Here is a 21634-nt window from a genome sequence, read left to right as displayed (position 1 = left end):
GACTTGGCCCAATCGATACAAGAGCGTTGCCATGAGAAAAGGCGGCCTGCCCGATGGCAAGCCGCCTTCGATTTCACCAAGCTTGCAACGCTTAGTGGTTGTCCCTCGGCACGCCGCTGGTATGGGCGACATCCTGGTATTTCACCGCCGGCTTCAGCACCATGCCCTCCGAGAACTGGTCGACCATGGAGCGCTGGATCTCCTGCCATGGCGTCTGATGCTTGGGATAATGATAGCCGCCATCGACCTGCAGTTCGGCACGGCGGCGCGTGATTTCCTCGTCGGTGACGAGGATGTTGGCAGTGCCTTTCCGTAAATCGATGCGCACACGGTCGCCTGTCTTGAGCAGCGCCAGGCCGCCGCCAATGGCGGCTTCCGGCGAAGCGTTGAGGATAGAGGGCGAGCCCGATGTGCCCGACTGGCGGCCATCGCCGATGCAGGCCAGCGCGTGAATGCCCTTCTTGATGAGATAGGCGGGCGGCTGCATGTTGACCACCTCGGCGCCGCCGGGATAGCCGATCGGGCCGGCCCCGCGCATGAACAGGATGGTGTGCTCGTCGATGCCTTGCGCCGGATCGTCGATGCGGGCGTGGTAGTCCTCGGGACCGTCAAAGACCATGGCGTTGCCTTCGAAGGCTTCCGGGTCGTTCGGGTTGGAGAGATAGCGCTCGCGGAATTCCGGCGAGATGCCGCTCATCTTCATGATTGCGGAATCGAACAGATTGCCGCTGAGATTGATGAAGCCGGCATTGGCCTTCAGCGGCTCGGCGACGGCGCGGATGACGTCGGTGTTCTCGTTGGCGACACCCTTGCAATTGTCACCGATAGTCTTGCCATTGACGGTCATCGCTTCGGGATAAGGCAGCAGCTTGGCCTTCATCAACTCGGCCACCACAGCCGGCACGCCGCCGGCATGGTGATAGTCTTCGCCGAGATATTCGCCCGATGGCTGCAGATTGACGATGAGCGGCACATGGAGGCCGACCGTCTGCCAGTCGTCATTGGTGAGCGGCACGCCGAGATGACGGGCAATCGCGTTGAGGTGGATCGGGGCATTGGTCGAGCCGCCAATCGCCGAATTGACGACAATGGCGTTCTCGAAGGCCTTGCGCGTCATGATGTCGGACGGCTTCAGATCCTCATGCACCATCTCGACGATGCGCTTGCCGGTCTCATAGGAGATCTGGCCGCGCTCGCGGTAGGGTGCGGGAATGGCGGCCGAACCCGGCAATTGCATGCCGAGCGCCTCTGCCAGCGAGTTCATCGTGGTGGCGGTGCCCATGGTGTTGCAATAGCCGGTCGACGGCGCCGATGAGGCGACGATGTCCATGAACTCGTCATAGTCAATCTCGCCGGCGGAGAGCCGCTGGCGCGATTCCCAGACGATGGTGCCGGATCCCGTGCGCTTGCCTTTGTGCCAGCCATTGAGCATCGGTCCGACCGAAAGTGCTATGGCCGGAATATTGACGGTGGCCGCCGCCATCAGCAGCGCCGGCGTGGTTTTGTCGCAGCCGATGGTCAGTACGACGCCGTCGAGCGGATAGCCGTAAAGCACTTCGACCAGGCCGAGATAGGCAAGGTTGCGGTCCAGTGCCGCGGTCGGGCGCTTGCCGGTCTCCTGGATCGGATGGCACGGGAATTCGAAGGGGATGCCGCCCATCGAGACGATGCCTTCGCGCACGCGCTTGGCGAGTTCGATATGATGGCGGTTGCACGGCGACAGATCCGAGCCGGTCTGGGCGATGCCGATCAGCGGCTTGCCCGACATCAGCTCGGCCCGCGTCAGGCCGTAGTTCAGGTAGCGCTCGAGGTAGAGCGCGGTCATGCCTGGATTGTCGGGATTGTCGAACCACTCCTGCGAGCGAAATTTCTTCTTTCCGGTGGGGGCGCCTGCCATCATGGTCTCCGTATTTGTAAGACAAATCGATATGGCAACGCGCGGAAGCAGGCAAGAGGGCGCACCGTCGCAACCGGACTTTGGTGCGATAGACACAGACCAGACCGTGCGTTAGGCCTTCGAAGTCTGTCCGGGAGGTGTCGATGGCTTTGGTGATCGAAGGCGAGGAACGCATTGCCGCCCCCCTGCAGAAAGTGTGGGACGCGCTGAACGATCCGAAGGTTTTGCAGGCGACCATTCCCGGCTGCCAGCACCTGGAGATGAAATCGCCGACCGAAATGGCGGCGACGGTGGTGTTGAAGATCGGACCGATCAAGGCGACATTCAACGGCGAGGTGACATTGAAGAACCTGAAGCCGCCGCACTCCTACACCATCCAGGGCGAGGGCAAGGGCGGTATTGCCGGCTTCGCCAAGGGTGGCGCCGACGTGACGCTGACGGCGGACGGGCCGGATGCGACGGTCCTCAAATACTTTGCCAAAGCCGAAGTCGGCGGCAAGATCGCCCAACTCGGCAGCCGGCTCATCGAATCGACTTCGAAGAAGCTGGCCTTGCAGTTCTTTTCAAGCTTTGGCGAGAAGGTGGGTTCCCCTCCCCCTTGAGGGGAGGGATATCCGAGCTACTCGAACACGATGTTCGGCACCGCCGCTTCGGCCGCGCCGCGTTCTTCGTTGACCCGGTCCCAGACCTTCGAAGCAATGCCGCGATAGATCTTCGCCTCGGCGCTGTCTGGCTTCGACGCCACCACCGGAGCACCTTCATCAGAACTTTCGCGAATGCCCATTTCCAGCGGCACTTCGCCGAGGAAGGTCACGCCGAGTCGCTCGGCCTCGCGCCGCGCCCCGCCATGGCCAAAGATGTCGTAGCGCTTGCCGGTATCGGGGGCTATGAAATAGCTCATGTTCTCCACGATGCCGAGCAGCGGCACGTCGACCTTCTTGAACATATTCAATCCTTTGCGGGCGTCGATCAGCGCCAGGTCCTGCGGCGTCGAGACGATGACGGCGCCGGCCAGCGGCACCTGCTGGGCCATGGTCAGCTGGGCGTCGCCGGTGCCGGGCGGCATGTCGACGACGAGCACGTCGAGGCGGCCCCATTCGACCTCGCGCAGCATCTGCGTCAGCGCCGACATCACCATCGGACCGCGCCAGATCATCGGCGTCTCCTCGTCGACGAGGAAGCCCATCGACATCACCTTAAGGCCGTAATTCTCCATCGGTTTCAGGATCTTGCCGTCGACGGTCTGCGGCCGGCCATGGATGTTGAGCAGCCTGGGCATGGACGGGCCATAAATATCGGCATCGAGCACGCCGACACGCAAACCGTTGGCGGCGAGGCCAAGCGCGATGTTGACGGCGGTGGTCGACTTGCCGACGCCGCCCTTGCCGGACGCCACCGCGATGATCGCCTCGATGCCGGGCACGCCGCGCTTGCCCGAGCTTTGCGAGGCCGGGGCGTGCGGGGCTGGAGAGTGTGGAGCTGGGCGCGGCGCGGCTGGCGCAGCCGGGGGTGCCGGCCTGGGCGCGGGACGCGACGCAACCGGAGCCTCCATGCCGCCGCCCTTCTTCTCCGCCGTCAGCGCGACGACGGCGCCGGCGACACCAGGGATCGCCTTGACGACACGCTCGGCTGCGGCGCGCAGCGGCTCCATCTCCTGTGCACGGGCGGCGGGAACGGTGATCGAGAAAAACACTTTCGAATCGGCGATGAAAATCTCCGAAACCATGCCGAGGTCGACGATGTTGCCGGTGAAGTCCGGCCCGTTGACCGTCTTCAGACGCTCGGTGACGATTTCCTTGGTGACGGACATGCATTGTTCCCTAAGGCGTTTGGCTGCGGCTCAGATAGTGCAGATTGGCAGCGACTCCAAGCACCACAGTGTCCGCCTCACCTTGCCAGGCCAACCGCAAGGTAGGTGAGCGCCGAAATTGCAGCCGTGGCCGGCAAGGTGACGATCCAGGCGATGACGATGTTGCCGGCAATGCCCCAGCGCACGGCCGAGACGCGACGGGCAGCGCCGACACCGATGATGGCCCCGGTGATCGTATGGGTGGTCGACACGGGAACGCCAAGCCAGGTGGCGGCAAACAGGGTGATGGCGCCGCCGGTCTCGGCGCAGAAGCCCTGCATCGGGTTCAACCGGGTGATCTTCGAGCCCATCGTGTGGACGATGCGCCAGCCGCCGAACAAAGTGCCGAGCGCCAGTGCTGTCTGACAGGTGAGGACGACCCACAGCGGCACGTAGAACGTCCCGCCGAGCATACCTTGCGAATAGAGCAGCACGGCGATGATGCCCATGGTTTTCTGGGCGTCGTTGCCGCCGTGCCCTAGCGAATAAAGCGAGGCCGAAAAGAACTGCATGACGCGGAAAGTGCTGTCGACGGCGAACGGTGTCTGGCGCACGAACAGCCAGGAAACGGCCAGGATCAGGACCAGCGCCAGAACAAACCCTGTCGCCGGCGACACGACGATTGCGGCGACCGTCTTGCCAAGCCCGGTCCAGACGATGGCGCCGGGCCCAGCCTTTGCAACGCCGGCGCCGACGAGCCCGCCGATCAGGGCATGCGAACTGCTGGACGGGATGCCGGCAATCCAGGTGACGATGTTCCAGACGATGGCGCCGACGAGCGCCGAGAAGATCACCGCCGGCGTGACGATGCTGACGTCGACGATACCTTTTCCCACGGTTTCAGCCACGTGAAGGCCGAAGAACATGAAGGCGATGAAATTGAAGAAAGCCGCCCACAGGACCGCATATTGCGGTCTCAGCACGCGGGTGGAGACGATGGTGGCGATGGAGTTCGCCGCATCGTGCAGGCCGTTGAGAAAATCGAAAAACAGCGCGACGGCGACAAGGCCGATCAGCACGGGAAAGGCGATGGTGGCTTCCATTGCCTAAACGTTCTCGATGACGATGCCGCTGATCTCGTTGGCGACGTCCTCAAAGCGGTCGACCACCTTCTCCAGCTGGCCGTAGATCTCCGAGCCGATCAGGTAGGCCATCGGATCGCTGCGGCCATGCCGCTTGAACAGGTCCTTCAATCCCTGCTCATGCAGATCGTCGGCGCGGCTTTCGACGCGCATGACCTCTTCGGCGATGGCGTTGAGGCGTACCGTGTGCGTGCCGACCTTGCTGAGCAGCGGGATCGCTTCGGCAACCAGCCTGGAGGCGGCAACGATGACGCCGCCCATCTCCTGCATCAGCGGGTCGAATTCCTTCTTTTCGAACAGCTTCACCGTCTTGACGGTCTTTTGCATCATGTCGATGGCGTCATCCATTGACTGGATCAGGTCCTTGATGTCGCCGCGATCGAAAGGCGTGATGAAGGAACGCCGCACCGCCAGCAGGACTTCGGCCGTGATATGATCGGCCTCGTCCTCGAGATCGATGATCTTCTGGCACCAGCGATCGATGTCCTTGCCCTGCAGAAGCTGCTCCAGCGCCTCGGCGCCGCCGACCACGGTGCGGGAATGCCGTTCAAAGAGGTCGAAGAAGCGATCTTCGCGCGGCAAAAGCTTGCGGAACCAGCCCAGCATGTCCGATCTCCTCGTATTCCATCCAACCACATAGCGCCGTGTTCGGCCGGGGGAAACAGCCAGCCGGCCCAAAGATGTGGATGCATGGCCAATTGCGGGTAGAGCTTGCGGCGAAAGGCAATTTCCCCGACCTTGCGCGCAACGAACGGACGGATGGGATGATCGACAAGCTCGAATTCTTCATCGCGCTGGCCAAGGAGGAGCATTTCGGCCGGGCGGCGGAAGCGTGCGGCGTCACGCAGCCGACCTTGTCGGCCGGGATCAAGCAGCTGGAGGGCCAGCTCGGCGTCATGCTGGTCAATCGCGGTTCGCGCTTTCAGGGGCTGACGCCGGAAGGCAAGCAGGTGCTGGTGTGGGCGCGTCGCATCGTCGGCGATTCCAGGACCATGCGCGAAGAGATGCGGGCGGCGCGACATGGCCTGTCCGGGCGTATCCGTATTGCCGCCATCCCAACCGCCCTCGCCATGGTGGCGCGGCTGACGACGCCATTTCGCGAGAAGCATCCGGGCGTCACCTTCTCTATCCTGTCGCGCACCTCGATCGAGGTGTTGTCGCTGCTCGGCAATTTCGACGTCGATGCCGGCATCACCTATCTCGACAACGAGCCTCTCGGACGGGTGACCAGCGTGCCGCTCTATGACGAGCGCTACCAGCTGATCACGGCGGTCGGAAATCCCTATTCGGATCGCGACAAAGTGACATGGGCCGAAATCAGCCAGCTGCCGCTCTGCTTGTTGACGCCGGACATGCAGAACCGCCGCATCATCGACCAGCATCTGGCCGAGGCCGGCGTGCAGGTGCGGCCGACACTGGAATCCAACTCGATGATCGTGCTGTTCTCCCACATACGGACAGGCAAATGGTCGTCGATCATGCCGCTCAACCTGGCGGAAACATTCGGTTTTTCCGAGCCGATCCGGGCCATTCCGATCGTCGAACCGGATGCCAGCCACACGGTCGGGCTGGTCGCCGCGCCGCGCGAACCGCACACGCCGCTGGTGCAGGCGCTGCTGGACGAGGCGATGGCGCTGGCAGACGATTTCCGCGCCAATCGCTGAGCTAGTCATAACTGATCAATCGGCGCGATAGAAATTTTCTATCGTGCAACGAAACCGCTTTATTGATTTCAGGGGTTTTCTCTGATTTCTTAAGCACTTAGCGATTAAGCGGCGTAGGCATGTCGTTGTTCCAAAACCGCGTCATGCTTTTGGACGATATATGCATCGATCGCTACGATAGGGAGGGCGCTGCGTGACGATGCAGCCAGCAAGTACCGAGATACAGTCGCGCACGGCGGCGATCATCCAGGAGTTGAAGGGCCTCGAAGGCCCGCTGCTGCCGATCCTGCACGAGATCCAGGACGAATTTGGCCACGTGCCGCAGGACGCCGTGCCCGTCATCGCCGATGGGCTGAACCTGTCGAGGGCCGAAGTGCATGGCGTTGTGACCTTCTATCATGATTTCCGTGCCCGGCCGGCCGGCCGGCATGTGCTCAAGCTCTGCCAGGCGGAAGCCTGCCAGTCGATGGGTTCGGATGCGATCGCCGCAAAGGTCAAGCAGTTGTTGGGCATCGATTTCCATGAGACCACCCGCGACGGATCGGTTACACTTGAGCCTGTCTATTGCCTCGGGCTGTGCGCCTGTTCACCGTCGGCGATGCTGGATGGTGAGGTGATCGGGCGGCTCGATGACGAGAAGATCGAAGAGATCGTCGGGGAGGTACGCTCATGATCCCGCGCATCTACATTCCAGGTGACTCCGGCGCGCTGGCGCTCGGCGCCGAAAAGGTCGCCAAGGCTGTTCGTGCGGAACTGGCTGAACGGGGCGTCGAGGCCAAGATCGTCCGCAACGGCTCGCGCGGCGCCTATTTCCTCGAACCGATGGTCGAGGTCGCGACCGAAAAGGGCCGCGTCGCTTACGGGCCGGTCAAGCCATCGGACGTCAAGAGCCTGTTCGACAGCGGCTTTCTCACCGGCGGGCATCACAAGCGCTGGCTGGGCGCGCCCGACAAAATCCCGTTCCTGGCCAAGCAGACGCGCCTGACCTTTGCGCGTTGCGGCATCAACGACCCGCTATCGCTCGATGCCTACAAGTCACTGGGCGGGCTCAAGGGCCTGCAGAACGCGGTGGCCATGGCGCCGCTCGACATCGTCAAACAGGTCACGGAATCGGGCTTGCGCGGCCGAGGCGGCGCCGGCTTCCCGACCGGCATCAAGTGGAAGACGGTGCTCGATACGACATCTGACCGCAAATACATCGTCTGCAATGCCGACGAGGGCGACAGCGCCACCTTTGCCGACCGCATGATTATGGAGGGCGACCCCTTCGTGCTCATCGAAGGCATGACGATTGCCGGCATCGCCACCGGCGCGACCAAGGGGTTCGTCTATATCCGCTCGGAATATCCGCATGCGGTGGCTGTCATGAACAAGGCTGTCGAGGTCGCCCGCAAGGCAGGCGTGCTCGGCGTCAGCGTGCTGGGTTCGCCCAACGCCTTCGACATGGAAATCCGCGTCGGCGCCGGCGCCTATGTCTGCGGCGAGGAAACGTCGCTGCTGAACAGCCTTGAAGGCAAGCGCGGCGTGGTGCGCGCCAAGCCACCGCTGCCGGCAATCCAGGGTCTGTTCGGCAAGCCGACGGTGATCAACAACGTCATCAGCCTAGCCTCCGTGCCCATCATCATGGACCAGGGTGCTGCCTTCTACAAGGATTTCGGCATGGGCCGCTCGCGCGGCACGATCCCGATACAGATCGCCGGCAACGTCAAGTTCGGCGGCCTGTTCGAGGCGGCGTTCGGCATGACGCTGGGCGAGATCGTCGACGATATCGGCGGCGGTACGGCCACAGGTCGCCCGGTGAAGGCGGTGCAGGTCGGCGGCCCGCTCGGCGCCTATTTCCCGCGCGGCCTGTTCGACACGCCGTTCGACTACGAAGAGTTCGCGAAGCGCGACGGGCTGATCGGCCATGCCGGCATCACCGTGTTCGACGACACGGCCGACATGCTGAAGCAGGCGCGCTTTGCCATGGAGTTCTGCGCCATCGAAAGCTGCGGCAAGTGCACGCCCTGCCGCATCGGCTCGATACGCGGGGTGGAGACCATCGACCGGCTTGCCGCCGGCATCGAGCCGGAGAAGAACCTGGCACTGGTCACCGATCTCTGCAACACGATGAAGTTCGGATCGCTCTGCGCGCTGGGCGGCTTCACGCCCTATCCGGTGATGAGCTCGATCACCCATTTCCCCGAAGATTTCAAGCCCGCGCCGGCGCGCGTGGCTGCTGAATAGGAGCTGGCAGATGAATATCAAGGCCGACTTCCCGACACTCATCGAAGAACTCGATTACGGAACCCCGGAATCGAAGGCGCAAAAGCAGGTTACGCTGATCGTCGACGGCCGCAGCATCAGCGTGCCGGAGGGTACGTCGATCATGCGCGCGGCGATGGAAGGCGGGGTCGAGATCCCAAAACTCTGCGCCACGGACATGCTGGACTCGTTCGGCTCCTGCCGCGTCTGCCTGGTCGAGATCGACGGGCGCGGCGGCACGCCGGCATCCTGCACGACCCCCGTCGGCGAAGGCATGGTGGTGCGCACGCAATCCGAGCGGCTCGACGCCATCCGCCGCGGTGTCATGGAGCTTTACGTCTCCGACCACCCGACCGGCTGGAACGAGAAGGCCGGCACCGGCGCCAGCGAGTTCGACGTTGTGGCGAAATCGGTCGGCCTGACCGAGAACCGCTTCGGCATTGAGGGCCGCAACCACGTCAAGCAGGAAAACGGCGTCGCGCCCGGCCATGGCTCGCTGGCGGTCGACTACATCGCCCGCGACGAGTCCAACCCCTATTTCACCTATGATCCGGCGCAATGTATCGTCTGCTCGCGCTGCGTGCGGGCCTGCGAGGAGGTGCAGGGCACCTTCGCGCTGACGATCGAGGGCCGCGGTTTCGAATCGCGCATGGTCGCCGGCATGCACGAGGATTTCATCGCCTCCGAATGCGTGTCCTGCGGCGCCTGCGTGCAGGCCTGTCCGACCGATGCGCTGCGTGAAAAGACCGTGCTTGAGAAAGGCATGCCCGAGCGTTCCGCTGTCACCACCTGCGCCTATTGCGGCGTCGGCTGCTCGTTCAAGGCCGAAGTGAAGGACGACGAAGTCATTCGCATGATGCCCTACAAGGACGGCAAGGCGAACCACGGCCACTCCTGCGTGAAGGGCCGTTTCGCCTATGGCTATGCCACCCACAAGGACCGCATCCTGTCGCCTATGATCCGGGAAAAGGTCAGCGATCCATGGCGCGAGGTGAGTTGGGAAGAGGCCATCGCCCATACGGCCAAGGAATTCCGCCGTATCCAGTATCAATACGGCCGCACCTCGATCGGCGGTATCACGTCCTCGCGCTGCACGAATGAAGAGACCTATCTCGTCCAGAAGCTGGTGCGCCAAGGCTTCCGCAACAACAATGTCGACACTTGCGCGCGCGTCTGCCACTCGCCGACCGGCTACGGCCTCGGCCAGACCTATGGCACCTCGGCCGGCACGCAGGATTTCGATTCCGTCGATTTCACCGACGTCGCCGTCATCATCGGCGCCAATCCGGCTTCCGCGCACCCGGTGTTCGCCTCGCGGCTGAAGAAGCGGCTGCGCCAGGGCGCCAAGCTGATCGTGCTCGATCCGCGCCGAACCGAAATGGTCAAGTCGGCGCATATTGAGGCCGACTATCACCTGCCGCTGAAGCCGGGCACCAACGTGGCGGTGCTGACGGCGCTGGCGCATGTCATCGTTACCGAAGGGCTTTTCGACGAAGCCTTCATCCGCGATCGCTGCGACTGGGCGGAGTTCCAGGATTGGGCTTCTTTCGTCGCCTTGCCGGAAAACAACCCCGAAATCGTGGGCAAGCTGTCCGGCGTCGATCCCGAACTGATCCGAGGTGCTGCGCGGCTCTATGCCAAGGGCGGCAATGGCGCGATTTATTATGGCCTTGGCGTCACCGAACACAGCCAGGGTTCGACCACGGTTATGGCTATCGCCAACCTTGCCATGGCGACGGGCAATATCGGCCGTCCCGGCGTCGGCGTGAACCCGCTGCGCGGCCAGAACAACGTGCAGGGTTCCTGCGACATGGGCTCGTTCCCGCATGAACTGCCGGGCTACCGCCACATCTCCGGCGAGGCGGTGCGCGACATCTATGAGACGTTGTGGGGGGTGAAGCTCGACGACGAACCGGGCCTGCGCATCCCCAACATGCTGGATGCCGCCGTCGACGGCTCCTTCAAGGGCATCTACATCCAGGGCGAGGACATCCTGCAGTCGGACCCTGATACCAAGCATGTCGCGGCCGGCCTGGCGGCGATGGAATGCGTGGTCGTGCACGACCTGTTCCTCAACGAGACCGCCAACTACGCGCATGTCTTCCTGCCGGGCTCGACCTTCCTGGAGAAGGACGGCACTTTCACCAATGCCGAGCGCCGCATCAACATGGTGCGCAAGGTTCTGGAGCCGAAGGCGCGCTACGCCGACTGGGAAGCGACACAGGAGCTTGCCCGTGCGATCGGGCTGGACTGGAACTATCAGCATCCCTCCGAGATCATGGACGAGGTTGCAAAAACGACGCCGAGCTTCGCCGGCGTGTCCTTCGAGCTGCTCGACCGTGTCGGATCCGTGCAATGGCCCTGCAACGAGAAGGCGCCGCTCGGCACACCGATCATGCATATGGATGGCTTCGTGCGTGGCAAGGGCAAGTTCATCCGCACTGAATATGTCGCGACCGACGAGCGGACCGGGCCGCGTTTCCCGTTGCTGCTGACCACCGGCCGCATTCTCAGCCAGTACAATGTCGGTGCACAGACAAGGCGCACCGAAAACGTCATGTGGCACTCGGAAGATCGGTTGGAGATCCATCCGCACGACGCCGAGAACCGCGGCCTGCGCGATGGCGACTGGGTGCGGCTGACCAGCCGTTCGGGCGAGACGACGCTGCGTGCGCTGATCACCGACCGGGTGTCGCCGGGCGTGGTCTACACCACCTTCCACCATCCGGACACGCAGGCCAACGTCATCACCACCGACTTCTCCGACTGGGCGACCAATTGTCCGGAGTACAAGGTGACCGCAGTGCAGGTCGGCGCGTCGAACGGACCTTCGGACTGGCAGCGCGACTATAACGAGCAGGCCGAGCAGAGCCGCCGCATCGCTCCGCTACAGGCGGCGGAGTAGTCTGGGTAGACTCGCCGCCGGAGGAAACAAGAGTGACTCAAAAGGAAGCCTACGAAACGCTTCTGCGCCTATGTGAGAAGCAAGGCGCCGACCTGAACCAGTTTTTGTTCGATATCCAGGGACATGCTTCCGAGGAGGATTTCAACAACCTTCGCCGCATTGTCGCGTACATAATGGGCTACGGGCATCATAAGGCCTATGAATCCATCGCGCGCGATGTTCCGGAACTGACACCGGATTGGATGAAGGGACCCTGATGCGCTCCCGCCAGCCAATCAGCCAGATCTCTCGCCTCGCCCACCGTGCAAGTGGCACCGCGGCGGCCAACCGCATGGTGCCGGAGGAGACGCCGGTGGCGTTCTCGTTTGCCGGCACCACCCATGCGGTGATGATGGCGAGCCCGGCCGACTTCGAGGATTTCGCGCTCGGCTTCTCGCTGACCGAAGGCATCATCGGTTTGCCTGACGAGATCGAGGCGATCGAGGTCGAGGACCATGGCGCCGGCATCGATATCCAGATCCGGCTGAAGGACCAGGCCAATACGCGCTTCGAGGCGCGGCGGCGGCGGCTCGCCGGCCCGGTCGGCTGTGGGCTGTGCGGCATCGAATCCATCGAGGAAGCGATGCGCTCGGTCGATAAGGTTGGTGCGTCCAAGCTTACGCTTGAAGCCGACGACATCACCCGTTCGGTAAAGCTTTTGTCCAAGGTGCAGCCTCTGCATTCAGAAACCGGCGCCGTGCATGCAGCGGGCTTCTACATTCCCGGCAAAGGCATCGTCATGGCGCGCGAGGATGTCGGCCGGCACAATGCGCTGGACAAACTGGCCGGCGCGCTGGCCAAGGCCGGCATTGACGGTGCATCGGGCGCGGTGGTGGTGACATCACGCGTCTCAGTGGAGATGGTGCAGAAAACGGCGGCGATCGGCTCCGCCTTCATCATCGCCGTGTCGGCGCCGACAGCCCTTGCCATCCGCACCGCCGAAGAGGCCGGCATGACGCTGGTGGCGCTGGTGCGCGGCGACGATTTCGATGTTTTCACCCACCCGGAACGGGTGGTCTTGGGAGTTGCCCAGCATGTCGCATGACGAAGAACACATCACGAGCACCGGGGAAAAGCTGGTGCGCATGGCCAACCAGATCGCCGCCTTCTTCCATTCAAGGCCCCGCGAGGAAGGTGTGGCGGGCGTGGCCGAGCACATCAACAAGTTCTGGGAGCCCAGGATGCGCCGGCAGTTCTTCGAGATGCTGGACAGTGGCGGCGAAGGTTTTGACGAACTCGTCGTCGTGGCCTCGGCCAGGATCAAGCGGCCGAAGACCGAGGAGCAGGCCGATGTGAGCATCGGCTACGTCCAACCCACGGGTGCAGAGAGCGCCGCTCCCCAGAAATAGCCTCCCCCAGAAATGGCGGGCGAACACGGTTCGCCGCGGGCTATATTCCTGTCTTCTAAAGTTTGGCTGCCGCATCCGCCAGGCGTCTGCTATGGTCGGCGATCAGAAATCGTCTGGCCGGGCGGGATAGCAACGTGAGGCCGATCGAGACGCGATATGCCCTCAGCGGCGACGTGCGGATCGCCTATCAGGTGGTCGGCCAGGGATCGTTCGACCTGGTTTTCGTGCCCGGCTTCATCTCCAATCTCGACCTGCATTGGGAAGACGAGGGCTACGCCAGGCTCTTGAAACGGCTCTCGGCGTTCTCGCGGCTGATCCTGTTCGACAAGCGCGGCACCGGCCTGTCCGACCGCGTCGACCCACGCCACCTGCCCAGCCTTGAAACCCGCATGGACGATGTGCGCGCGGTGATGGATGCCACCGGCAGCGGCCGCGCGGCCTTGCTCGGCGCTTCGGAAGGCGCGCCGATGGCAATGTTGTTTGCCGCCACCTATCCGGAACGGACACGAGCGCTGGCGCTCTATGGCGGTTATGCGCATTTCCACAAATGGGTGATGTCGCCGGAGCGCCTCGAGGCCTTCATCGCGACGGCCGGCACGGAATGGGGCACGGGCGCCACACTGCCCAACTTCGCTCCCGGCCGGGTAGATGATGCGCATTTCACCCAGTGGTGGGGCCGCTTCGAGCGGCTGTCGGCCAGTCCGACGGCAGCGGCAGCCCTTGCCCGGATGAATGCCGGAATCGATGTGCGCGGCGTGCTTTCGGCGATCGGCGCACCGACACTGCTCATTCATCGCCGCAACGACGCGCGGGTCGACCCGGACGCCAGCCGCTTCCTGGCGAAAGAGATCGCCAATGCGCGATTGGTCGAGGTCCCCGGGCGCGACCACCCGATCTGGACCGGCGATGTCGACCGGGTGGCCGACCTGATCGAGGAATTCCTGACCGGCGAGCGTGCCGTGGCCGAAGCGGAGCGCGTGCTTGCCGCTCTTCTGGCGACACGCATCTACGACACGGCGCGGGTTGGCGACCGCATGTGGAGCGAACGTAGCGAGCGCTTCCAGGAGAGCTGGCAGCAGCTGGTCGGCCGTCATGGCGGACGCGTCGCCGGCATCCATGGCGAATTGATGATCTCGCGCTTCGACGGGCCGGCGCGGGCCATACGCTGCGCGGCGGCACTGCGCGATGCGGCGCAACATATGGGCATTGCAAGCGCCCAGGGCGCCCATGTCGGAGAGGTCGAAATGCGCGGGCCGCCGGTGGGGCTGATGGCACGGGTGACGATGCAGATCGCCGCCCATGCCGGGCGCGGCGATATTCTGGCGTCGCGGCTGGCCGCCGATCTGGCGGCGGGGTCCGGCCTGCATTTCATCGATGCCGGGCGTGTCACGGTGGATGAGCTGGACGAGCCGCTGGCGCTGGTCCAGGCAACGTCGGAACAGCACCTGGAGCCGGCCTGCCGCCCCAAGGCGAAACCCGCCGAGCCGGCTCAACTGACGGCGCGCGAAAGCGAGGTGGTGATCCTGATCGCCGACGGCAAGAGCAATGCCGCGATCGCCGCCGAGCTGAGGCTCAGCGAGCATACGGTCAAGCGTCATGTCGCCAACATATTGCTGAAGCTCGATTTGCCGTCACGGGCGGCGGCAGCGGCATTTTCCGCCAGGCAGGCTGGCCCGGACGGGCCATAGGGACCATGGCGCTTTCGGGCGAAGCGGCCAGGTGGGGTCGAGGCGTACCAATTCTCTCCATGCAGGCCAGGCGGATGTCGCCGGGAAAGGCACTGCGGATGGAGGATGCAATGCTGAAGTCAAACAGGTCGATCAAATCGCTGGTGATAGCGGCAGGCGTTGGCGCGCTGTTCACGATCGCTCCCGCCAGAGCCGAGGATGCCTCGGCGGCCGCCGCCTACAAGGACATCGAGGCGACGCTCGGCTCAGTGCCGGACATGTTCAAGACGCTGCCCGATGTCGCGGTTGCCGGCGCCTGGGCCGAGATCAAGGGTGTGCAGCTCAACCCCAAGACCGCGCTCGACGGCAAGACCAAGGAACTGCTGGGGCTGGCCGTCGCCTCGCAGATCCCCTGCCAGTACTGCATCTATTTCCACACCGAGGCCGCCAAGCTCAATGGCGCGACCGATGAGGAGATCAAGGAAGCGATCGCGATGGCGGCCATCGTGCGCCACTGGTCGACGATGCTCAACGGCAGCCAGGTCGACTTCGCGACCTTCAAACAACAGACCGACGGCGTGTTCGCAGCCGTCAAAGCCAAGTCGCAGTGAAAGACAAACGCCCGGCGGTGCGCGCCGGGCAGTGCTTGATCATCAACCGCCCGATCGACGGGCCATGGAGGAAGAAATGCTGACAAAGACGCAAAGCGTGGACGGCGCGGCGATCAAGAAAGCGATCGAAGGACGGGACGGCAGGATGCTGGCGAGCTTCTATGCCGACGACGCGCTGGTGCGGGTGATCGACCGCAACAATCCGCCGAGCAAGCCGCGCGAGATCCGCGGCCGGGCGGCGATCAGCACGTTCTGGGACGACATCTGCAGCCGGGCGATGACCCACAAGGTCGACACCACCATCGCCGATGGCGACAATCTCGCCTTCACCCAGGCCTGCGCCTATCCGGACGGAACGAAAGTGTTCTGCGCGGCGATGCTGGAGCTGAAGAATGGGCGGATTGCGCGACAGACCGTCGTGCAAGCCTGGGACGAGTAGGTCACCGCGAAAGATCAACCGCGGTTTGGGGCCGCATAACTGGAGGAGACAAAAATGTTCAGCGCCAGATGGCAGATCGACGCCAAGTTCGGACACAAGCAGACCGTGCTCGAACTGCTCAAGAAATGGGAACGCGAGATCGGCTCTCAGGTCGGCATCGCCGACCTCAAATTCCAGATCATGACCGGTTCGATCGGCGCCCGGGAAGCGACGGTCGAATCGCATCATCAGGTCGAAAGCCTTGCCCAGTTGGAGGGATTCTTCGCCAAGATCGGCAAGATCGACGCGCACGCAAAATGGGGCAAGGAGATGGAGCCCTACGTCGTGTCGGGCACCAGCCTTTGGAACATCTATCGCATCGTGGAGTAGCCGTGGCAGGTGCAGCAGTTTTCGGCCATCAGTTGCGGCGGCCGAAACTCGTCCGCTGCCCGGGAAACCGCCCTTCCCTGGCCAATCCGGCAGCCGCGACACGTGCCGGCTGATTGGGCAATGTGGCCTGCTTGGCCAGGGCCGCCGCTATCAAGGCGTCGGCCTGGCGCGCGCGCTGGTCCGCGCCGGCATCTCCGGCAGGGTTGCCCGCCACGGCGGAGCTCGACATCCGCCGGCGGGGTTTGAAAGCAAGATAGAGAAGCAACGCGCCGAGCAGTCCAGCCCCAATGACGATCGTCAAACGCGTGCCGGTCATGCCGGTGTGTTCGATCTGGGTAGGGTTGGCGGGGTTCTGGACGACGGTGAGCTTGTCGCCGACCTGCGGTTCGCGGGCACCGTTCTTGTTCAGCTCCATCGTGGCCTCGACGGCGTCGGCGCCGGTGCCGACGCGCAAGGTGCCGGTGAATTTCTGGGTCACCTTCCACTCTTTGTCAGCATGGACCGTCTTGAACGCATCCACCAGTTCGCACGGGATCGTGGCGGTGCTGACGGTCTTGTAGACAATCTTGTGGGCGGTCGATTCCATGTCGCATTCGACATTGACCGCGAGGATTTCAGCAGGCGCCTCGGGCCAGCCGCTCTTCTTGATCATGTCCTTGCCGCCGAACACAGCGATCAGCAGACAGAAGCCGCCAATGAGTACCAGCTTGATCTTGGTCGTGTTCATGCGCAAACCCCTCGCCGCGCGGTTTCCCGGCAAGAGGCTGCTCGTTCAGGTTGAATATTCAGTAAATCGTGAACTCCCGCCGTACCGCAAAGGTTACTCACGCTTAATATACAGAAAACGCGGTGGCGAATATTTTAGAGATAGTGGCGGCCTCTACCCATGCGCCACCATCACATGACGAACGGCGGTATAATCCTCCAGCGCATAGAGAGACATGTCCTTGCCGTAGCCGGACTGCTTCAGCCCGCCATGCGGCATCTCGTTGGTCAGCATGAAATGGGTGTTGATCCAGGTGCAGCCATATTGCAGACGGGCGGCCGTCGCCATGGCGCGCGAGACGTTCTTGGTCCACACCGAGGATGCCAGGCCGTAGTCGCTGTCATTGGCCCAGTTCACGGCTTCATCGACTTCGGAGAAGCGGGTGATGGAGACGACCGGACCGAACACTTCGCGGCGCACGATCTCGTCTTCCTGCAGCGCGCCGGCAACCACCGTCGGCTGGTAATAGAAGCCGGAGCCTTCGCCCGGCTTGCCGCCGGTGGTGATCTCGATGTGCTTCAGTTCCGAAGCGCGCTCGACGAAGCTCGAGACTCGATCGCGCTGGCGGCGCGAGATCAGCGGCCCGATCTCGTTTTCGGTGTCGTCGGGCTGGTTGTATTTGATGGTCGAGACGGCAGATGAGAGATCGGCGACGAGCTTGTCGTAGATCTTCTTGCCGGCATAGATGCGGCAGGCGGCTGTACAATCCTGCCCGGCATTGTAGTAGCCGAAAGCGCGCAGGCCGTTGACCACGGCGCCGAGGTCGGCGTCGTCGAAAACGATGACCGGCGCCTTGCCGCCGAGTTCCAGATGCGTGCGCTTGACCGACTTGGCGGCGGCCTGCAGCACCTTCTTGCCCGTGGCGACGTCGCCGGTGATCGAAATCATGTTGACCTTGGCGTGATTGATCAGCGTGTTGCCGACGCTGTCGCCGCGGCCGAGCACGACATTGACGACGCCCTCGGGCAGAACCTCGGCCAGGATCCTGGCCAGCTTCAGCGCCGTCAGCGGCGTCTGCTCCGACGGCTTGAAGACGACGGTGTTGCCGCCGGCAATGGCCGGCGCCAGCTTCCAGGCCATCATCATCAGTGGATAGTTCCACGGCGCGATGGAAGCGACGATGCCGATCGGGTCGCGCCGCACCATCGAGGTGTGGCCGGGCAGATATTCGCCGGCGACCACGCCCGGCATCGAACGTACCGCGCCGGCAAAGAAGCGATAGCAGTCGACGATCGCCGGGATTTCGTCATTGAGCACGGCGTTGATCGGCTTGCCGCAATTCAGCGCCTCGAGCGCCGCGAACTCCCGCGCGTTGGCCTCGATGCGGTCGGCGATCTTGAGGAGATAGCCGGAGCGCTGCGCCGGCGTTGTGCGTGACCACAAGACGAACGCTCGCCCGGCGGCAGTAACAGCCGCCTCGATCTGCGCCTGGCTGGCTTCAGGCAGGTTGAGAATGGTCGCCCCGGTCTTTGGATTCAGAATCGGCTCCTCGGTGTCGGTGCCGTTCTCGAACTTCGAGCCGATCAGCATCTGGGTGTCCATGCGGGTTCTCCTTGGTCAGGAGCGAGTAGCGAATAGCGAGTAGCGAATAGGGCTGGTCGTGCAATCTCCCTATTCGCTATTCGCTACTCCCTATTCGCTGTTCTTCATTTGCCCGAACCGGCGATCTGGTCGCCGTCGCGGGTCAGGTAATAGGCGGCAAGGATGGGCAGCAGCGTCACCAGCACCACGACCATGGCGACGACATTGGTGACCGGACGCTGGCGTGGGCGGATCAGCTCTTCCAGCATCCAGATCGGCACGGTCTGCTGCTGGCCGGCGGTGAAGGTGGTGACGATGACCTCGTCGAAGGAGAGCGCGAAGGCGAGCATCCCCCCGGCAAGCAGAGCGGTGGCGATGTTGGGCAGCACGACGTGCCGGAAGGTCTGGAAGCCGTCGGCGCCGAGATCCATCGAGGCCTCGATCATTGAGCCGGAAGTGCGGCGGAAACGGGCGACCGCATTGTTGTAGACGACGACAACGCAGAAGGTGGCGTGGCCGAGCACGATCGTCCAGAACGAGAACGGGATGTCGGCTAGCGAGAAGGCCGAGCGCAACGCGATGCCGGTGATGATGCCGGGCAGCGCGATCGGCAGGATGACGAGCAGCGAGATCGTCTCGCGGCCGAAGAATTTCGTCCGTGACACGGCGGCGGCGCACAGCGTGCCCAGTATCAAGGCAATCGCGGTCGAGATGGCGGCGACACGGACCGAAAGCGACAGCGCCTGCCAGACATCCGGCCGGTTCCAGGTGACGGCGAACCATTGTGTGGTCAGCCCCGGCGGCGGCCAGACGAAGCTCTTCTCTTCCGTGGTGAAGGCGTAGACGAAGATCAACAAGATCGGCAGATGCAGGAACAGCAGGCCGCAGGCGGCAGCGATCTTGAGGCCGAGCGGAGCGGATTGCGAACCGTCAGAGCGCATCGAAGGCCCCCATGCGCTTGGCGCCCCAGAGATAGAAACCCATGATGACGATGGGCACGACGGTGAAGGCTGCGGCGAGCGGGATGTTGCCGGCTGTGCCTTGCTGCGAATAGACGGCCTGCCCGATGAACAGCCGCGATGTGCCGATGATCTGTGGGATGATGTAGTCGCCCAGCGTCAGCGAGAAGGTGAAGATCGAGCCGGCGACGATGCCGGGCAGCGCCAGCGGGAACAGCACGTTGCGGAAGGTCTGGCCCGGCGATGCGCCGAGATCGGAGGACGCCTCGACCAGATTGCCGGGCACGCGCTCCAATGCCGCCTGCACCGGCAGGATCATGAACGGCAGCCAGACATAGACGAAAGCGATGAAGGTGCCGGTGGCGGAGACCGACAAAGAGTTGCCGCCGACGACCGGCAGCGACAGCCAGCCATCGAGCACCCAGAGCAGATGCAATTTGGCGAGCAGCCAGGTCAAAATGCCTTCCTTGGCGAGGATCAGCTTCCAGGCGTAGATCTTGACGAGGTAACTCGACCATAGCGGCAGCATGATTCCGAGATAGAACAGCGCCTTCCAGCGGCCGCGGGCATAGCGCGCCGCATAATAGGCGATCGGGAAGGCGATGACGGCCGAGGCCAGCGTGACCAGCACCGCCATCGTCACCGTGCGCAGGATGATGTCGAGATTGGCGGGCTGGAACAGGTCGCCATAGGTCTTCAGCGTGAATTCGTGGTTGATGAGGCCGGAGAACTCGTCGATCGAGAAAAAGCTCTGCGCCAAGAGCGCGAACAGCGAACCGATATAGACGACGCCCAACCACAGCACCGGCGGCGCCAGCATGAGGAACAGCAGCAGTTGCGGCTTGCGCCAGAAAAGGTCCGACAGTGCGCCGCGCATGCCACCGCTGCCGGGCAGGATGGCGGGGGCGGAGGTTGAGTTGAGCGCGGCGATGGTCATGGGGCGACCGCGTGCTGAAGGAACCCTGAGAAGCCGCGTTCCTTCACACCCCCCTCTGTCCTGCCGGACATCTCCCCCTCAAGGGGGGAGATCAGCAGTTTCGCTGTCTCGCCAAATCCCCAACGTTGAAGATTGGCGAAACCGGGAGGAACAGCCAATCTCCCCGCTTGAGGGGGAGATGTCCGGCAGGACAGAGGGGGGTGCTTGGCGCAAACCTCAATCATGCCGGCTCGTCCATCAAATGCAAATGCTCGCGGTTGAACGTCAGCACCACCGCTTCGCCTTCCGCCGGCAGCTTTGTCCCGGCCGGCACGATGGCGTGCAGCCTCAACCCGTCGGCGTCGAGCGCCAGCTTGGTCGTAGCGCCGAGATAGTTGGTTCCGACCAGGCGCGCGGCAACGCCCTCGCCTTTGGCGGCGCGGCCGATGCGGATGGATTCGGGACGCAGGCTGCCCCAGCGGTGCTGGCCGGAATAGCGCTGGACGAAGTCCGGCGGCAGTACGTTGGAGGAGCCGACGAAATCGGCGACGAAGCGGGTCTTCGGCCGCTGGTAGATGTCTTCCGGCGTGCCGATCTGCATGATCTTGCCGTCATTGAAGACGGCGACGCGGTCGGCCATCGACAGCGCTTCGCCCTGGTCGTGGGTGACGAAGACGAAGGTGATGCCGAGCGCCTTCTGCAGCGACTTCAGCTCTTCCTGCATGTTCTCGCGCAGTTTGAGATCGAGCGCGCCGAGCGGCTCGTCGAGCAGAAGCACCTTGGGCTGGTTGACCAGCGCACGGGCCAGCGCCACGCGCTGGCGCTGGCCGCCGGAGAGCTGGCCGGGACGGCGGGCGCCATAGCCGGGAAGCCGCACCAGTGACAATGCCTCTTCCGCCGCCTTCTGCCGCTGCGGCTTGGCGATGCCCTTGACCATCAGCCCGTAGGCGACATTGTCCAGCACGTTCAAATGCGGGAACAGCGCGTAGTCCTGGAACACCGTGTTGACGTTGCGGCGATAGGGCGGCACGCCCTCGGCGCGGTCGCCGAAGATCGAGATCGAGCCCGAGGTCGGCTGCTCGAAGCCGGCGATGAGGCGCAGGCAGGTCGTCTTGCCGGACCCCGACGGACCGAGCATGGCGAAGAACTCGCCCGGCACGATATCGAGATCGACCGCATCGACGGCGCGCACGCTGCCGAAATGGCGAGAGACTTTCTGGAAGGAAACGGCCGATGTCATGGGCTGTCCGTCTGTTGCCGGTTTGTGTTCGTCGAAATAGCTCTTGCCGCCACCAATCAGGCCAGCGGGCACGGCACTTCACCTCCCCCTCGATGGGGGAGGTCGCGGCGAAGCCGC

At 63.5% G+C, this 21634-nt stretch carries 21 protein-coding genes; 12 read left to right on the top strand and 9 right to left on the bottom strand.

Annotated elements, in window-relative coordinates; all coding sequences use genetic code 11:
• Positions 1-91 precede the first annotated feature (91 nt).
• On the bottom strand, positions 92-1897 hold the full coding sequence (locus NLY36_RS19085; protein WP_023682063.1) for an IlvD/Edd family dehydratase: 1806 nt from the start codon (positions 1895-1897) through the stop codon (positions 92-94).
• 143 nt (positions 1898-2040) lie between these two features.
• Between NLY36_RS19085 and NLY36_RS19080 the strand changes: the two genes are divergently transcribed.
• Entirely contained in the window at positions 2041-2499 is a 459-nt protein-coding gene (locus NLY36_RS19080; protein WP_023712599.1) for an SRPBCC family protein, read from the top strand.
• A gap of 17 nt (positions 2500-2516) precedes the next feature.
• On the opposite strand, the gene NLY36_RS19075 is transcribed toward NLY36_RS19080, so the two are convergent.
• The 3 genes from NLY36_RS19075 to NLY36_RS19065 all read right to left on the bottom strand — a co-directional run bounded on the left by NLY36_RS19075 (position 2517) and on the right by NLY36_RS19065 (position 5434).
• The gene (locus tag NLY36_RS19075) at positions 2517-3707 is read right to left on the bottom strand and encodes an Mrp/NBP35 family ATP-binding protein (RefSeq protein WP_023688788.1); all 1191 of its coding nucleotides are present in this window, start codon (positions 3705-3707) and stop codon (positions 2517-2519) included.
• Positions 3708-3784: 77 nt separating this feature from the next.
• Complete coding sequence (locus tag NLY36_RS19070; protein WP_023688789.1) at positions 3785-4789, bottom strand: inorganic phosphate transporter; 1005 nt, start codon at positions 4787-4789, stop codon at positions 3785-3787.
• A 3-nt stretch (positions 4790-4792) separates the two neighbouring features.
• Entirely contained in the window at positions 4793-5434 is a 642-nt protein-coding gene (locus NLY36_RS19065) for a DUF47 domain-containing protein (RefSeq protein ID WP_023736168.1), read from the bottom strand.
• Between the two features lie 158 nt (positions 5435-5592).
• Here NLY36_RS19065 and NLY36_RS19060 point away from each other — a divergent pair, with 158 nt between their 5' ends.
• The 11 genes from NLY36_RS19060 to NLY36_RS19010 all read left to right on the top strand — a co-directional run bounded on the left by NLY36_RS19060 (position 5593) and on the right by NLY36_RS19010 (position 16115).
• Complete coding sequence (locus NLY36_RS19060) at positions 5593-6492, top strand: LysR family transcriptional regulator (RefSeq protein ID WP_023688790.1); 900 nt, start codon at positions 5593-5595, stop codon at positions 6490-6492.
• A gap of 193 nt (positions 6493-6685) precedes the next feature.
• Positions 6686-7165 (top strand): formate dehydrogenase subunit gamma, encoded by a 480-nt coding sequence (locus tag NLY36_RS19055; protein WP_023736169.1) that lies wholly within the window; start codon positions 6686-6688, stop codon positions 7163-7165.
• On the top strand, positions 7162-8718 hold the full coding sequence (locus NLY36_RS19050; RefSeq protein WP_023736170.1) for a formate dehydrogenase beta subunit: 1557 nt from the start codon (positions 7162-7164) through the stop codon (positions 8716-8718). Before NLY36_RS19055 ends, NLY36_RS19050 begins: the two co-directional genes overlap by 4 nt.
• Before the next feature lie 10 nt (positions 8719-8728).
• The gene (gene fdhF / locus NLY36_RS19045) at positions 8729-11641 is read left to right on the top strand and encodes a formate dehydrogenase subunit alpha (RefSeq protein WP_023698931.1); all 2913 of its coding nucleotides are present in this window, start codon (positions 8729-8731) and stop codon (positions 11639-11641) included.
• Positions 11642-11673: 32 nt separating this feature from the next.
• Positions 11674-11898 carry a hypothetical protein gene (locus NLY36_RS19040; protein ID WP_023688794.1) on the top strand — a complete coding sequence of 75 codons (225 nt, stop codon included), beginning with the start codon at positions 11674-11676 and terminating at the stop codon, positions 11896-11898.
• Positions 11898-12725: a formate dehydrogenase accessory sulfurtransferase FdhD gene (gene fdhD, locus NLY36_RS19035; protein ID WP_023698930.1), complete on the top strand. Its 828-nt coding sequence runs from the start codon at positions 11898-11900 to the stop codon at positions 12723-12725. The genes NLY36_RS19040 and fdhD overlap by 1 nt, the downstream gene beginning before the upstream one ends.
• Positions 12715-13029, top strand: coding sequence for a formate dehydrogenase subunit delta (locus NLY36_RS19030; protein WP_023688796.1), 315 nt, complete (start codon positions 12715-12717; stop codon positions 13027-13029). The genes fdhD and NLY36_RS19030 overlap by 11 nt, the downstream gene beginning before the upstream one ends.
• 134 nt (positions 13030-13163) lie before the next feature.
• A complete protein-coding gene (locus NLY36_RS19025; RefSeq protein ID WP_023732485.1) occupies positions 13164-14717 on the top strand; it encodes an alpha/beta fold hydrolase in 1554 nt (517 codons plus the stop codon).
• 110 nt (positions 14718-14827) lie between these two features.
• The gene (locus NLY36_RS19020) at positions 14828-15307 is read left to right on the top strand and encodes a carboxymuconolactone decarboxylase family protein (protein ID WP_023688798.1); all 480 of its coding nucleotides are present in this window, start codon (positions 14828-14830) and stop codon (positions 15305-15307) included.
• A gap of 76 nt (positions 15308-15383) precedes the next feature.
• Entirely contained in the window at positions 15384-15746 is a 363-nt protein-coding gene (locus NLY36_RS19015) for a nuclear transport factor 2 family protein (RefSeq protein ID WP_023688799.1), read from the top strand.
• A 54-nt stretch (positions 15747-15800) separates the two neighbouring features.
• Positions 15801-16115: a hypothetical protein gene (locus NLY36_RS19010; RefSeq protein ID WP_023732486.1), complete on the top strand. Its 315-nt coding sequence runs from the start codon at positions 15801-15803 to the stop codon at positions 16113-16115.
• Positions 16116-16143: 28 nt separating this feature from the next.
• Here NLY36_RS19010 and NLY36_RS19005 read toward each other — a convergent pair whose 3' ends face one another.
• From NLY36_RS19005 to NLY36_RS18985, 5 genes are all read right to left on the bottom strand, one after another.
• Complete coding sequence (locus tag NLY36_RS19005) at positions 16144-16842, bottom strand: DUF3592 domain-containing protein (RefSeq protein WP_023732487.1); 699 nt, start codon at positions 16840-16842, stop codon at positions 16144-16146.
• 153 nt (positions 16843-16995) lie between these two features.
• Positions 16996-18423, bottom strand: coding sequence for a gamma-aminobutyraldehyde dehydrogenase (locus tag NLY36_RS19000; protein WP_023703526.1), 1428 nt, complete (start codon positions 18421-18423; stop codon positions 16996-16998).
• A 104-nt stretch (positions 18424-18527) separates the two neighbouring features.
• The gene (locus NLY36_RS18995; protein ID WP_023673416.1) at positions 18528-19343 is read right to left on the bottom strand and encodes an ABC transporter permease; all 816 of its coding nucleotides are present in this window, start codon (positions 19341-19343) and stop codon (positions 18528-18530) included.
• Complete coding sequence (locus NLY36_RS18990; RefSeq protein ID WP_023732489.1) at positions 19333-20298, bottom strand: ABC transporter permease; 966 nt, start codon at positions 20296-20298, stop codon at positions 19333-19335. Before NLY36_RS18990 ends, NLY36_RS18995 begins: the two co-directional genes overlap by 11 nt.
• Positions 20299-20518: 220 nt before the next feature.
• Complete coding sequence (locus NLY36_RS18985; RefSeq protein ID WP_023732490.1) at positions 20519-21517, bottom strand: ABC transporter ATP-binding protein; 999 nt, start codon at positions 21515-21517, stop codon at positions 20519-20521.
• Positions 21518-21634: the final 117 nt, after the last annotated feature.

Origin of the sequence: Mesorhizobium sp. C399B, assembly GCF_030323185.1 — a bacterium.
Classification (GTDB): domain Bacteria; phylum Pseudomonadota; class Alphaproteobacteria; order Rhizobiales; family Rhizobiaceae; genus Mesorhizobium.
This window is presented reverse-complemented; position numbering and strand designations above follow the sequence as displayed.

Bases quoted from the DNA above. Each gene is read 5' to 3' on its own strand.
- NLY36_RS19085 (WP_023682063.1), bottom strand. From the start codon at position 1,897: ATGGCAGGCGCCCCCACCGGAAAGAAGAAATTTCGCTCGCAGGAGTGG.
- NLY36_RS19080 (WP_023712599.1), top strand. From the start codon at position 2,041: ATGGCTTTGGTGATCGAAGGCGAGGAACGCATTGCCGCCCCCCTGCAG.
- NLY36_RS19075 (WP_023688788.1), bottom strand. From the start codon at position 3,707: ATGTCCGTCACCAAGGAAATCGTCACCGAGCGTCTGAAGACGGTCAAC.
- NLY36_RS19070 (WP_023688789.1), bottom strand. From the start codon at position 4,789: ATGGAAGCCACCATCGCCTTTCCCGTGCTGATCGGCCTTGTCGCCGTC.
- NLY36_RS19065 (WP_023736168.1), bottom strand. From the start codon at position 5,434: ATGCTGGGCTGGTTCCGCAAGCTTTTGCCGCGCGAAGATCGCTTCTTC.
- NLY36_RS19060 (WP_023688790.1), top strand. From the start codon at position 5,593: ATGATCGACAAGCTCGAATTCTTCATCGCGCTGGCCAAGGAGGAGCAT.
- NLY36_RS19050 (WP_023736170.1), top strand. From the start codon at position 7,162: ATGATCCCGCGCATCTACATTCCAGGTGACTCCGGCGCGCTGGCGCTC.
- fdhF (WP_023698931.1), top strand. From the start codon at position 8,729: ATGAATATCAAGGCCGACTTCCCGACACTCATCGAAGAACTCGATTAC.
- fdhD (WP_023698930.1), top strand. From the start codon at position 11,898: ATGCGCTCCCGCCAGCCAATCAGCCAGATCTCTCGCCTCGCCCACCGT.
- NLY36_RS19030 (WP_023688796.1), top strand. From the start codon at position 12,715: ATGTCGCATGACGAAGAACACATCACGAGCACCGGGGAAAAGCTGGTG.
- NLY36_RS19020 (WP_023688798.1), top strand. From the start codon at position 14,828: ATGCTGAAGTCAAACAGGTCGATCAAATCGCTGGTGATAGCGGCAGGC.
- NLY36_RS19015 (WP_023688799.1), top strand. From the start codon at position 15,384: ATGCTGACAAAGACGCAAAGCGTGGACGGCGCGGCGATCAAGAAAGCG.
- NLY36_RS19010 (WP_023732486.1), top strand. From the start codon at position 15,801: ATGTTCAGCGCCAGATGGCAGATCGACGCCAAGTTCGGACACAAGCAG.
- NLY36_RS19005 (WP_023732487.1), bottom strand. From the start codon at position 16,842: ATGAACACGACCAAGATCAAGCTGGTACTCATTGGCGGCTTCTGTCTG.
- NLY36_RS19000 (WP_023703526.1), bottom strand. From the start codon at position 18,423: ATGGACACCCAGATGCTGATCGGCTCGAAGTTCGAGAACGGCACCGAC.
- NLY36_RS18995 (WP_023673416.1), bottom strand. From the start codon at position 19,343: ATGCGCTCTGACGGTTCGCAATCCGCTCCGCTCGGCCTCAAGATCGCT.
- NLY36_RS18990 (WP_023732489.1), bottom strand. From the start codon at position 20,298: ATGACCATCGCCGCGCTCAACTCAACCTCCGCCCCCGCCATCCTGCCC.
- NLY36_RS18985 (WP_023732490.1), bottom strand. From the start codon at position 21,517: ATGACATCGGCCGTTTCCTTCCAGAAAGTCTCTCGCCATTTCGGCAGC.